Source organism: Eubacterium sp. MSJ-13 (assembly GCF_018918235.1).
Lineage (GTDB): Bacteria > Bacillota > Clostridia > Lachnospirales > Lachnospiraceae > Butyribacter.
This window is the reverse complement of record NZ_JAHLQE010000132.1, coordinates 1-13,910: the sequence shown is the minus strand read 5'-3', so window position 1 is coordinate 13,910 and position 13,910 is coordinate 1. Positions and strand designations below refer to the sequence as shown.

Here is a 13,910-nt window from a genome sequence, read left to right as displayed (position 1 = left end):
TAATAACAATATATAGTCTAACGGCTTTCTAATAAACCACTTTTTCAGTGCTCTCCTTATAGAAGTGGGGGATTTCTTGCTCACGGTGTGTTAAATCTGTCAGAAACCTCACCCCCCATTATCAGCCAAGCTGAAAATCATCAAACAATGTAAGCTGTTTATATGTTATATTTTGCCCGAAGCCTTAGATCATGAAGGGTTCTGCATATCAATTCCATCGTATAATCAGGCGAGTATAAAATTCCTGAACTCAAAAATAAACCTTCTATATAGTTTCTTCTATAAAATTCCATAGTAAGATGACATACCTCCTCTGGTGTAAATGAGGTCCTCGGCACATCATTTGATACACGATTTATACAATACTTACAATTGTAAATACATTCATTTGTAAAAAGTATCTTAAGCAGTGATATACATCTGCCATCAGCAGCAAAACTATGGCATATACCACATGACATGGCATTTCCAATGTCTCCCTTAACACCATCACGCTGTACTCCACTAGATGTGCAGGCAACATCATACTTAGCTGCATCTGACAAAATCTGTAATTTTTTCATAAGACTTGTATCATTTTCAAAAATCATTTTCACACCTCGTTACGAACAGTTGTTCCAAACATTTGTTTTTATATTATCACCATATTACATTAAAGTCAACAACCATATTATTCCTGTATTTCTAACTTTCCATCTTTTTGACACAGCATATAAATATACTGTAATATGTACACCGTGATGCAATCGTGAAAAAATATTTTTCCCTTTACATCATATCATTTAAACTTATCAACAATAGGGAGGGTACTCATGAAAAAAAAATTATTATCAAGATTACTGATTTGTTCATTGATCATACAGTCTGTTTTCTCATTATCAGAAATATTGCAGCTAAAAGATAAAATACACGCATCTGCTGCAACGACCGGCAAAAGTCCATTTACAAGTTCAACATACACTCACAGCGATACATTTAACGGCTACAATATATATCATGGCATAGATGTATCCAAATATAACAATAACAATGGTGCCATAGACTGGAACAAAGTAAAAAAGGCAGGTGTTGACTTTGCAATAGTCCGTGTAGGATACAGAGGATATGGAAAATCCGGCACTCTATGCACCGACCCTTACTATACGGCTAATATCGAAGGTGCCCTTGCCGCCGGAATAAAGGTCGGCGTTTACTATTTTACAGAAGCACTTACAACAGATGAAGCACGAGAAGAAGCTGAGTTCTGTATAAGCAAGATAAAAGATTATGATATCACACTTCCTGTTGCTATAGACTACGAATTCCCAACAGACGGTACAAATCCAATAGGAAGAATGTATGATGCAAAATTAAGCAAATCAACTGCCACTGCAAATGTAAAAGCATTTTGTGCTGCCGTAAAAAAAGCAGGATATACCCCTCTTGTATATGCAAACAAAAGTGACTTTTCAAACCTTATTGATGGCAAATCAATCGGCAATTCATATAAGGTATGGATTGCTAACTACACAACAAAAACAACATACGCAAACAAATACGAATACTGGCAATATACAAGCAACGGAAAAGTAAATGGCATCACAGGAAAAGTAGACTGTAATTTCTGGTATACAAAAAACAATATAAACGATGCAGATGTCACCGCATCACCTGTTATAACACCTACAAGCACACCTAAACCAACTACAAAACCAACTGTTAAACCAACGGCTAAACCGACTACAAAGCCAACTGTTAAACCAACCACTAAACCGACTGTCAAACCAACCACTAAACCAACCGTCAAACCAACGGCCAAACCGACTACTAAGCCAACCGTCAAACCGACTACTAAGCCAACCGCTAAACCAACTACAAAACCAATAAATACGCCTGACACCTCCACAAAAATAAGTGCACCCAAACCTTTTAAAACAGTTTCGTCAGCAAAATCAATTACACTTAAATGGACTGCTCCTAAAAATGTAACCGGCTTTGAAATATACCGCAGGGACTATTACGATGGTGATTACAAAAAAATCAGGACAATTACTAATGTTAAAACCCAAAAATATATTGATAAAAATGTTGAAAAAAATCATGAATACTATTATAGAATCAGAAGCACAGGCTCACAATCAGGCACAAAAATATACAGCAACTGGCTTTCACGCACAGCTTCTGCCGCACAAAGCAGTGCTGTGATAACAACAGGTCCATTAAAACTTTTGAAAAATCCTTCTGCACAGGCAGATGCCCTAAAGACAATACCAAAAAACTCAATACTTGAATATACCGGAAAAACAACCTTTAAAAATAATACAACATTCCTGCATGTAAATTATCATGTAAAAAACAAAAAATATGGATGCTGGCTACCGGCTGACACAACGCTAAAATATTATAAAGGTGGAACTGCAAAATCTTCTGTAAAACTCCTTAGCGAAGCCAAATCCATTACAAATGCATTAGTAAATATTCCATCTGGTTCATATATGGCTGTCCTAAGTACAAAGAAAGTCGGAGCACTTAAATTTTACAAAGTAAGATACTCTGACACGACGAAATCATATGTAGGATATGTAAGTGCAAAAAACATCCGCCTGCAATAACAAAAAGTCACAGAAATCAACGGAAACTCCGTTTTTCTGTGACTTTTTATTATTTTTAATTATATGATGTAATGGCTATCTGTGTTCTTTCTCAAACATCATTATATATCATTCTTTATAATCATATTTAAATACTGTAACCGACATAGGCGGAAGATTAAACTCTATTGAATAGTCCTTATTTTCGCATGTGATTTTCTCCGCTTTCACCGTCTTTTTAATATTTACTCCGGTTCCACCAAACCTCTCTTCATCTGATGATAAAACTTTTACATAATCCCCAGCACACGGCACTCCCGTGCGGTATTTCTCATACTGTACCGGTGTAAAGTTACACACAAACAGAAGTTGATTTCTCGCTGAACTTCCACGGCGCACAAAACTTACAGTGCTCATGCTTGCATTATCACAGCTCATCCATTCAAATCCTATAGGTTCACAATCATTTACATACATTGCATCGTATTTCTCATATAGTCCATTAAGCTCCCTGACATATGTCTGCATCTTCTGATGCATATCATAATCAAGAAGTTCCCAATCGAGACTGCGTTTTTCACTCCACTCTCTGAACTGTGCAAACTCCTGTCCCATGAAAAGAAGTTTCTTTCCCGGATGACCATACATAAATCCATATGCCGTACGGAGATTTGCAAACTTCTCCTCATACTCACCCGGCATCTTTTCTATCATAGAACATTTTCCGTGAACAACCTCATCATGTGAAAGCACCTGAATAAAGTTCTCACTGTATGCATACTGCATACTGAAAGTAAGTTTTCCATGATTGTTTGCCCTGAAATAAGGATCAAGTTTCATATATTCAAGGAAATCGTTCATCCATCCCATATTCCACTTGAACAGGAATCCAAGTCCATTCATCGAAACAGGAGATGTAACACCTGCCCATGCCGTTGATTCCTCAGCAATAATCTCTGTTCCCGGACACTGTTTCTCAAACTGCTCATTCATATGTCTGAAAAGATTTATGGCATCATAATTTTCATTGCCTCCCTTTTCATTTGGAAGCCACTCTCCATCATCTTTTCCATAATCAAGATAAAGCATTGACGCAACTGCATCAACTCTGAGTCCATCCACATGGAACTCTTTAAGCCAGAAAAGTCCATTCGCAATAAGGAAATTCTCAACTTCTCTCTTGCCATAATTGAAAATATAAGTTCCCCAATGAGGATGCTCACCTCGTCTTGGATCAGGATGCTCATAAAGCGGCTGCCCGTCAAATCTTCCAAGACCATGCTCATCCTTTGGAAAATGTGCAGGAACCCAGTCAAGAATTACATGTATACCTTTTTCATGCATATAATCAACAAAATACATAAAGTCTTTAGGTGTTCCATATCTTCTTGTAGGTGCATAATAACCTGTCACCTGATATCCCCATGAACCATCAAACGGATGCTCGGCAATTCCCATAAGCTCTACATGCGTATATCCCATCTTCTTAACATACTCAGCAAGCATAGGTGCCATCTCACGATATGTGTAAAATCCATCCTCCGTGCCGTCATCCTTTTTGCGCCATGATCCAATATGAACCTCATATATAGCCATAGGTTCTTTGCGAAGTTTGTTTCTATCCTTCTTTTCACGCTCACGCATCCATTTTGTATCATTCCACTTAAATCCGCCTAAATCCGCAACAACCGATGCATTTGCCGGACGCAGTTCCGCACTGTTTGCATACGGATCTGCTTTCATAAGAACTTCACCCGTTCTTGTAAGAATCTGATATTTATAAATCGCACCCGGCTCTACTCCCGGAATAAACAACTCATAAACGCCTGAAACCTGAAGTGTTCTCATAAGATGGAGCCTGCCATCCCACATATTGAAACTTCCTACCACACTTACTGCTCTTGCATGAGGTGCCCACACTGCAAAATATGTTCCCTTCACACCGTTTATAGTCATAGGATGTGCACCAAGCTTTTTATATATCTCGTAATGCTTACCTTCCGCAAAATAGTATAAGTCTTCATCACCAATCTGCGGTTCAAAACAATACGGATCTACATATTCTATAACATCATCCTCAGAATACTGAACTTTAACCTTATATGGTGCTCTGTAATTTTTTCTCGGAATATATTTTCCAAAAAAACCTGAACCCTCATCTATTTCCTCTAATTCAAGCTCATTTTTTCCAGACATATCTGTTATAAAAACTCTTTCAGCTTCAGGTCTATATACCGTAAAGACCTGGCCTCTGCCAAAGCTGTGCAATCCCAGTAAATTGTGTGGTGCATTGTGTCTGCCCTCAAGCAGCTCATCATATTCAACCCAGTTAATCCACTGATCCATCTTTTCCTGCATACGCTTTCCCCCGAATCTTTTTTGTAGCATGAACAGCCGGGTATGACTGTTCATGTTATTATTTTTCTTTGATATACGCTTACAAAATGCTTTAAATCTCTAAACTTTCTATATTCAAATACACTTTTTACAGCGTTTTTTATCTATAGTATCATTTGCTTAGATAAGATCATCAACAGCCTTTGCCATCTGCTCTGACTTCTTGTCAGCATCCTCAAGAGATGTTCCGACAACACCATAGTAAAATTTAATCTTTGGCTCTGTTCCTGAAGGTCTTACACACATCCATACATTGTCCTCCATGTCAAAGTAAAGTACATTTGACTTAGGAAGTCCTGTAGGCTTAACCTCACCTGTCGCAAGGTCTGTAATAGTATCTGCCTGATAATCCCTGAATGAAAGAACCTTGTGTCCGTCAATCTCTTTAGGAGGATTCTTACGAAGGTCTGACATTATCTCCTGAATCTTTGCAAGTCCCTCGATACCTTTCATCGTAACAGCCTTTACACCGTCCTTGCAGTATCCGTATCTCTCATACATCTCAATCATTGCATCCCAGAGTGTCATATCCTTTGTCTTATAGTAAGCTGCTGCCTCGCAGAGAGCCATAGTAGCAACGATGGCATCCTTGTCTCTTGCATGAGTACCGATAAGGCATCCATAACTTTCCTCAAATCCAAAGAGATATGTACCCTTGCCTGTTGTCTCAAAGTTAAGTATCTGCTGTCCGATATACTTAAATCCGGTAAGAACTTCGATAAGGTCTACTCCGTAATACTTTGCAATCTCATCCGCAAGATTTGATGTAACAATAGTCTTGATAAGTTTTCCATCCTCAGGAAGTCCTTTTGTTTCCTTTATCTGGGAAATCTCATAATCTGCAAGAAGGCATCCTGACATATTACCTGTAAGAGTGATATACTCTCCTGATTTTATATCTTTTACATATACACCAAGTCTGTCTGCATCAGGATCTGTAGCAAGAACAAGGTCTGCGTCCTTTTCCTTTGCAAGTTTAAGAGCAAGTTCAAATGCCTCTGCTGCCTCAGGATTTGGATAACTTACAGTTGGGAAATCTCCGTCAGGAAGCTCCTGCTCAGGCACAACATAAACATTTTTAAATCCAAGTTCTTCAAGAACACGCCTTGCCGGGATATTTCCTGTACCATGAAGTGGAGTATAAACAATCTTAAGCTTGTCTCCCATCTCTTTTATGCTGTCCCAATGGATAACCTGTTTTTTAAGTTCCTCAATATATTTATCATCAATATCCTTACCAATCTGCTGGTATAATCCCTGCTCAATGGCATCATCTTTTGACATTGTCTTAACTGTATTGTAATCAGTAACAGCCTTAACCTCGTCCATAATACCTGTATCATGAGGTGGTGTAATCTGCGCACCGTCCTCCCAGTATACCTTGTAACCATTGTACTCAGGTGGATTGTGGCTTGCCGTAACATTTATGCCTGCTACGCATTTAAGTTCTCTTACTGCATATGAAAGTTCAGGTGTAGGTCTGAGTGACTCAAATACATATGCTTTAATTCCATTTGCTGCGAGACAAAGTGCTGCTTCATCTGCAAATTCAGGTGACATATGGCGTGAATCATATGCGATTGCAACTCCCTGTGACTGTTTTCCTGCCTTTATGATATAATTTGCAAGTCCCTGTGTAGCCTTGCGCACTGTGTAGATGTTCATACGGTTAGTGCCAGCACCGATAACACCTCTGAGTCCTGCTGTACCAAACTCAAGGTCCTGATAAAAGCGTTCCTTGATCTCATTATCATCATCTGCTATAGCTTTAAGTTCAGCCTTTGTTTCCTCATCAAAATAAGGGTTTGCAAGCCATGACTCATAAATCTCTTTGTAATCCATCTTGTATATCCTCCTCTTTCTGCTCTTTTATATTTAATTTTAATCTATATACTGCAATATCTGCCCATGCCACGCACGTTCATCCTTGCATCATATCTAATTGTCCGCATCCTCGACCAACTCTGAAAATGAAAGCTTTGCATTCTTATCATCATCAAGAATATCTATCGAGTAGCTTTTTGTCACATAACCTGTCTGACTCAGCGTAATAGTCTGCGAGCCTATAACCTTTGTAAATTTGCAGGGAACAATTCCCTTATAAACATTATCAAGATAAACCTCTGCACCTTCAGGTGCTGTTACTGATATCGTGTGTTTACTATCAATCTTCTTTGTCTTACTCTTTGAAGCTGACGCTGTAGCCTTAGGTGACGCTGTAGCTTTAGCAGTACTCTCAGGTGCTGCCGTAACCGCAGATGCTGAATCTTCCTTCGGTTGAAGACTTATATTTATGGTTTTATCTGCCTCGGCAACTGTAAGTCTTCCCGTATATGTATTATATCCATTGAGAGTAGCTGTAACAGAATAAGTTCCATAATTTAACGATATTGCTTTGCTGTAATCAATCCTCGTTCCATTTATAAACAGATATGCGCCCTGAGGATCAACCTTGAATCTGACATTTCCAACATTTTTTACATTCTTTTTGTAATCGCCAAAATCAAGTATACTCTCCTTATCCTCTTTTACCGTAACAGTCTTACTGGCTTTTGCCATACCCTTATTTATCGTGACACGATATGTCCCGCAGCTTACAGTTATGAGCATATTCTTAGTAACAGGCAGAATAATGTCATCATCAACATTTATCATGCCCCCCATAAAATCATTATAATTCTGTAATCTTATATAACCATGCCCCTCCGTTCTCACAACAGAATACACCTTATATCCTATACCGCGTACTGTAAGCTCATCTGTATCACTAAGCTCAAGCATGTCCACTTTCTTGTCATCAGTCGAACCAAAATAAGTCTGAGACGAATACTGATAAAGTTCTCCTGCTACTTCCATAGAACTCTCATCCGTATCAAAAGTAAACTTGTCTACATTAGTGTATTCCCATGCATTTTCTGGCACTTCCATAGATACAAGACCAGCATCACTTGTCCTGTACTTAACATTCATAAGCTGCCCCTGTTCAAGCTCGTCCCCATCAATCTCCTGTTTGTATTTATCAATAATGCTGGCAGTATCATCATAATTTACGATTGTATCAACATCAGTATCAATTTCCCTGATAGAAATCTGTTTAAGTTCCTTATCTATATGCGTGATAACCCCCGTAAAAGTCTGTGTCTCATCAGGTTCAGAAGTTGTCTGTACATTTTTCTGCGAACCGGCTGACATCCCACATCCGCATAAAACTCCTGCCAGAACCACTACTCCCATCAAAAAACGCAACAGCCTGACCTTTATACTTCTGCACATTAATATAACCCCCTAAATCAAAAAGTCAGTGCACAGTCACCTGACTGTTACCGTACACAGCCTGACATCAGGTATCAGACCTGCATATGTACAATAACCTCTGACTTACACTGTACCTTTTGATTATACCTCAAAACAACTTAAAAAAAAAGTCAAACTATTAAATCTTTTATCTTAGCGATAAATTTTTGTCTGTCAGATTCCTGTTTCCTTATTTTTTCAAGTTTTTCATAGTTTTTTTCTGAAATCCATGTCTTTTTTCCGTTATAATAAAAATTGACCAGTTTCCAATATTTTTCCGGATAAAGCAAAAGAGCGTACAAAACTTCTATCTCCCCTGATTCAATTTCCCTGCCCTTCATATATTCCTTAACGATTGCTATCCCCATTTCACTATTCCAGCCATTTTTTTCCATAGTCTTTCTAAGCCAGTCATACAAGTCCGTAACCTGAAGCCCGACTGCAGCTTTCTCAAAATTTGATGTAATTATATTTTCCCCTGCAAACGACAGATTATGATAGTTATAACTTCCATGAATTATCCTGTTTTCACTTATTGTTCTCTCACATAATCTGTCTATACCACATTTTTTTATATATTGAAGTGCCGCAGCTCCCTGGTCATAAAATTCCTTAAACGAATTTAAAATGCTTATTTCCATGCGGTTTTTCTGTTTTTTTGCTTTTATATAACTATTAACACGCTTCATTTCATTATTGTGTTTTTCAAACAGGGAAACAATGTCTATCTTAGATGTATTAAATTTAACTGTCGAACCAGATTCAAGTCTCATAAATTTATGTAAATCCGCAAGATGTGCTGCTGCCACACAGACCTGTCTTTCGTCTTTCACATCACAGTCCTGTGCCTGAAACCATCTTCTTATAACCCACTTTCCACCACAGGGATCCTCACTTATATATTTGTCAGAATTGTTTTTGAGAGCAATATCAACAAATCCATATCCGTTCTCAAGAAGTTTCTCTTTAACGCTCTCCTCAAATAAAACCCTCGCTTCATCTTTAAGATATGGCTTTACAACATAAAATTTATCTCCGCTCTCGATAACAACTGAACCCCTGACACGCCTTCTCGTTTTTATATCAAGCTCATACTGTTTAAGCACTTCGTCAACTTTTTCATCCATTCCCATAAAAAACACCTCCATAACATACCTGTACATTTGTATCTTATTCAAGGTATGCTATGGAGGCGGAAATTAGAACTTTACTTTTATCCTTCAATCGCAATATATTTCTTTTCTTCTACTTCTTTTTCAGGCTCTTTCTTAGGAACAAAGAGTTTCAAGATGCCATGTTTAAACTCAGCCTTAACATCTTCCTGTTTAACAGCCTCGCCAACATAGAAACTTCTCTGACAAGCCCCTGCATAACGTTCTTTACGGATATATCTGCCACTGTCTTTCTCCTTTTCATCTTTATCAAGACCTTTAGCAGCGCTGATAGTCAGATAGCCGTCCTCAATAGAAGCATTTATCTCATCTTTGGTAAATCCAGGCAGGTCAACCTCAAGTTCATAACCGTCTTTTTTCTCTTTAATATCGGTTTTCATAATCCTTCCTGCTTTTTTACCATATAATTTCTTTTCCGTATTCTTCATGCTCTTATCGAAATCATAAAATGGAAATTCATCAAACCAGTCATCAAACAAATTTTCTCCAAAAATACTAGGCATTAACATAAGTCATCTCTCCTTTTTCATATATGCTTTTTTACCTTGTTTCATGGAACCGGGATGTTTCAAGAACTAAAAAATTTTATTTTTATTTTGATTTCAATCTCCAAATCCGATTGTCTGATTGAAATCTCATTTCTTTTCTTCTTTTTGTTCCCTTCCTTTGTTCTGATTATGTTATATCACTTTTATTAGCACTCGTCAAGAGTGAGTGCTAATAATTTTTGTGAACTTTTTGTGTCTTTTATTCTGTTTTTTTCTATCTTTTCTGCTTTCTCTGTTTTTCCTGTTATAACTCGCTATCAGATGCTATAGCAGCATACATACCTATCAGAATGAAGTTTTTGACTTCCTTGATAATGGATAATGTTAAATATTCCACTTACATCGCCATCTCAACTACTGATACCAATAGCACCGCAAGGCAGGCTGCTACCGCAACAGTCAAAAGGCTCTTTCTCCTGTATGCAAAGAAAACACCGACTATAGTTCCTGCTATTCCGGAAATCAGATCTGCTGTTGAATAAATTATTGCCGGGAAAGTCATTGCACCAAGCACCGCATAGGGCACATATGCGAGAAACGATTTGATAAATCTGTTTTCAACCTTTCCGGTAAACACTGTGAGTGGTATCGCCCTGATAAGATATGTAACGCCTGCCATAACTATAAGATATATAAAAAATGTTTTTGTATTCATTTGTCTGCCTTTCTGACTATTCTAATGCCTGTTCATATAAAATTCTATCAGCTTTTATTTTCTTCTGTATCAGCTGCATCATCAATCGGATAAAGCAGTGCACCGACTGCCGATGCTATTACGGCACATATTATTATGACAAAACCTGATGATACCTTATTTAAAACAGGAAGCCACTTAAACATACAGCTTAATATCACTGCTATTATTATCACTTTCAAAAATCTGCTGTCGTCCCTTGCTGCCGGAAGAATGATTGCGAGAAACATTCCATATATCATTATGCCAAGTGCATCACTTATAACTCCCGGAAGAATACCGCCAAGCAATGCACCAAATGTTGTTCCTGCTATCCAGCCTATATATGAAACTGAAATTATACCCAACATATAATACTTGCTTACTGTCTTATTTCTACTGACCGAAACAGCAAATATCTCATCTGTGACACAAAAACTTACCGCCATTCGTGTCGGCTTTTTAAAGGTACTGTCAACCTTTTGTGCAAGCGACAGCGACATAAGAGCATATCTTATATTTATTACAAGCTGCGTCAATGCCATCTCGACAAGACCTCCGCATGCCGCCATTATCTCAACACCTGCAAACTGTCCGGCTGAAGTAACATTCGCAACTGATATAAGTATTGCCTGCCATGGCGTAAGACCTGCCGAAACAGCCATTATCCCAAATGCAAAACTCACCGACAGATAGCCGAGTGCTATCGGTATTCCATCCTGTACTCCTCTTTTTATATCATTCTTTTTATCTAAACTATCGTATTCCATTTTCATCTTTCCCTACCAGTATATTTTTTGTACATTATTTAGTTTCGACAGTAACTTCTATATTTGGTTAAACGCCTTATATTTTATTACAGCGAAAGCCTCCCTGACAAAGCTGTTTGGTATCGTGATCGGTTTTGTTTTTGCACTTGCACCGCTCACATCTGTATATCCCATCTTCTTTGCTATACACTTTGCCCTGTAAATATGAAAATCATTGCTCACAATAACTGTTTTTTTCATTTTGCTTCCTATTAAATCTGCACTAAACTGTAAATTTTCATTTGTGTTTTTCGATTTATCCTCAAGGATGATCCTGTCACTTTTTATACCATTTTTTATTAGATACCCAGCCATTGCCTCAGCTTCTGTTATATCCTCGCCTTTGCCCTGACCCCCGGACACAACAACTTTTGTATTCTCATTTTTATTAAGATAGTCAAGAGCCACATCCAGACGATACTTCAAATTCAAAGTAACTCTTCTGCCATTTACCCTTGCGCCGAGAACCACAACATAATCTGCATTTTTCTCCGGCTTTTGAACCGCATTTTTAATAATAAATCCTTCTGCGACACCGAAAACTCCCAAAAATATGACCGTACATACCAAAAGTATAACTGACACGATCTTAGGTAAATGCAGTCTGCCATGATAACACATCCACGAAACTGTTCCCGCCGCTGCAAGCACCACTCCTAGAAGCATCCAAAAATAAGTAAACGAATTATTTAACCCGATAATAACCGCATAAACGCCAAAATATACTATGGCGATAACAGCAAGTATCCATAAAATAACAGCTGAAATCATAACATCCTCCCACTTATTGCTCTGCGCAATAGGAGTGTGGGATTTCCTTGATAGTTTTAAACTGCACAACTGCATACGCCTTGCCCGTCTCATCATCAAGCGATACAAATATTTCATTTTCCTGCTCACAGATAACAGGAACGATAACATCGCCAAGAAGTGCCTGCTTTTTATATTCAACACGAAGCTCTTTTACCGGTTCCTTTGCTTCAAGCTGGTTCATCGCCATCCTTACATACTGGCCATTGTTCACATGATGATTAGTATCAAGCTGTGATTCCTGCACCACAAACTCCCTGCCTTTCACCCCACCCTCAGGAACTTTTATCTTTCTCGGAGCATAATCCATCTCAAGTGGTTCATGTGTGCCATAAACATCTCCTATCTCAGGAGTGACTATCATAGGCCTGTTTTTCTTTAAATCCATAAGTACCCAGAGTGAATTGGCAATGGCAACCCTGCTGCCATCCTCCTTTGTAATAAGAAAATTTCTATGACCAAACATTTTTTCATATCCAAACGACTGTGTACCGATCACAATATTTTCTCCCATCTTAGGATACTCATCAATCACAATCTGCCACGAATTAAGAATCCATGCCATCTGTTTTTCCTTGTGAAACTCAAGCCCGACTCCTAGATCCTCAGACTGAAAATTAGTGCAATCCTGCATATAATTTATAATACCATCAAGTGTAAGCCTTGCATCACTATCAACCTCGCTGTATCTTATCCTGCTATTAAATGTGTACATATATCTCAACCCTTTCTATTGGTATATTTAAATACAAGAAACTCCAGAGCTGGCACTCTGGAGTTCTCACTGACTCACATGGAATCATATCAACTTTTCTTAGCTAATCTCATTATATGCTTGTTTCACACAAAAAACAACCATTATATTGAAAACAGGATTCATTTACTAATTTAGATACTCACACAATATCCTGCTCTCAGATTATCGTATATAAATAAACACTACAACTATTTTACTTTTACTGTAATCTTCTTACATACACCATTATTTGCCACTACGGCAATAGTACATTTTCCTTTACTCTTTGCTGTAATCTTACCACTCTTTGATACAACTGCCACCTTTTTATCAGAGCTGTAGTAACGATACACTTTTGCATGAATAAGCTGTTTCTTTTTACTGTTTTCTAACTTTGTTTTAGCTTTTATTGTAAATGTCTGACCACTCTTTATGCTCAGTTTATTTTTATTTACAGATATTGAAACAGCATTAGTACGATTATTTTTTTTCATTGCTACATGTAACTGATTTGATTTCGCAATATAAACCTTTTTGCCATCTACCAGCTTATATGCAACAATATAATATTTATAACACTGATTGTTCTTTAAATTCTTCTGCATCACACTACGCTTGCCATTTGTAATCTTGGCAAATTTCTCAAATTTTTTCTTACCATTGCAGTATGACCAGTAACAATCATAACCTGTAGCTCCCGCATATTTTGCCCATGAAATTTTAACCTTATGGTTTCCATCTTTTCCCATTGCCAGGAAAACAGGAAGCTTCAACTTAACAACCTCAGATGGTGAAAGCTTTGACTGATCTTTTACACCTGGCTTTTTACTTGGCTTAGTTGTCGGTTCTGTCGTCGGCTGTACACTCGGCTCTGCTGTTGGTTCTGTCGTCGGCTGTACAC

Annotated in this window: 11 protein-coding genes and 1 pseudogene; 1 reads left to right on the top strand and 11 read right to left on the bottom strand. The window is 37.9% G+C overall.

What is annotated here, in order from left to right; translation table 11 throughout:
• Positions 1–164: 164 nt before the first annotated feature.
• Positions 165–590: pseudogene (locus KQI69_RS08210) on the bottom strand (hypothetical protein); the annotation flags it as partial.
• 222 nt (positions 591–812) lie between these two features.
• On the opposite strand from KQI69_RS08210, the gene KQI69_RS08205 reads away from it, so the two are divergent.
• Positions 813–2,591 (top strand): glycoside hydrolase family 25 protein, encoded by a 1,779-nt coding sequence (locus KQI69_RS08205; RefSeq protein ID WP_216564894.1) that lies wholly within the window; start codon positions 813–815, stop codon positions 2,589–2,591.
• A gap of 108 nt (positions 2,592–2,699) precedes the next feature.
• Here the strand turns inward: KQI69_RS08205 and glgB are convergent, their stop codons facing one another.
• The 10 genes from glgB to KQI69_RS08155 all read right to left on the bottom strand — a co-directional run.
• Entirely contained in the window at positions 2,700–4,928 is a 2,229-nt protein-coding gene (gene glgB / locus KQI69_RS08200) for a 1,4-alpha-glucan branching protein GlgB (RefSeq protein ID WP_216564893.1), read from the bottom strand.
• A 159-nt stretch (positions 4,929–5,087) separates the two neighbouring features.
• Positions 5,088–6,809 (bottom strand): phospho-sugar mutase, encoded by a 1,722-nt coding sequence (locus KQI69_RS08195; RefSeq protein WP_216564892.1) that lies wholly within the window; start codon positions 6,807–6,809, stop codon positions 5,088–5,090.
• A 96-nt stretch (positions 6,810–6,905) separates the two neighbouring features.
• Positions 6,906–8,240, bottom strand: coding sequence for a PEGA domain-containing protein (locus tag KQI69_RS08190; protein WP_216564891.1), 1,335 nt, complete (start codon positions 8,238–8,240; stop codon positions 6,906–6,908).
• 152 nt (positions 8,241–8,392) lie between these two features.
• The gene (locus KQI69_RS08185) at positions 8,393–9,394 is read right to left on the bottom strand and encodes a hypothetical protein (protein WP_216564890.1); all 1,002 of its coding nucleotides are present in this window, start codon (positions 9,392–9,394) and stop codon (positions 8,393–8,395) included.
• Positions 9,395–9,474: 80 nt separating this feature from the next.
• Positions 9,475–9,942 (bottom strand): Hsp20/alpha crystallin family protein, encoded by a 468-nt coding sequence (locus KQI69_RS08180; RefSeq protein WP_216564889.1) that lies wholly within the window; start codon positions 9,940–9,942, stop codon positions 9,475–9,477.
• Between the two features lie 376 nt (positions 9,943–10,318).
• On the bottom strand, positions 10,319–10,636 hold the full coding sequence (locus KQI69_RS08175; RefSeq protein WP_216564888.1) for an AzlD domain-containing protein: 318 nt from the start codon (positions 10,634–10,636) through the stop codon (positions 10,319–10,321).
• A 47-nt stretch (positions 10,637–10,683) separates the two neighbouring features.
• A complete protein-coding gene (locus KQI69_RS08170; RefSeq protein WP_216564887.1) occupies positions 10,684–11,424 on the bottom strand; it encodes an AzlC family ABC transporter permease in 741 nt (246 codons plus the stop codon).
• A 57-nt stretch (positions 11,425–11,481) separates the two neighbouring features.
• Positions 11,482–12,234 carry a YdcF family protein gene (locus tag KQI69_RS08165; RefSeq protein WP_216564886.1) on the bottom strand — a complete coding sequence of 251 codons (753 nt, stop codon included), beginning with the start codon at positions 12,232–12,234 and terminating at the stop codon, positions 11,482–11,484.
• 13 nt (positions 12,235–12,247) lie between these two features.
• Entirely contained in the window at positions 12,248–12,988 is a 741-nt protein-coding gene (locus KQI69_RS08160) for an acyl-[acyl-carrier-protein] thioesterase (protein WP_216564885.1), read from the bottom strand.
• 230 nt (positions 12,989–13,218) lie between these two features.
• On the bottom strand, positions 13,219–13,910 hold a 692-nt coding region (locus KQI69_RS08155), incomplete at its 5' end, for an Ig-like domain-containing protein (RefSeq protein WP_216564884.1).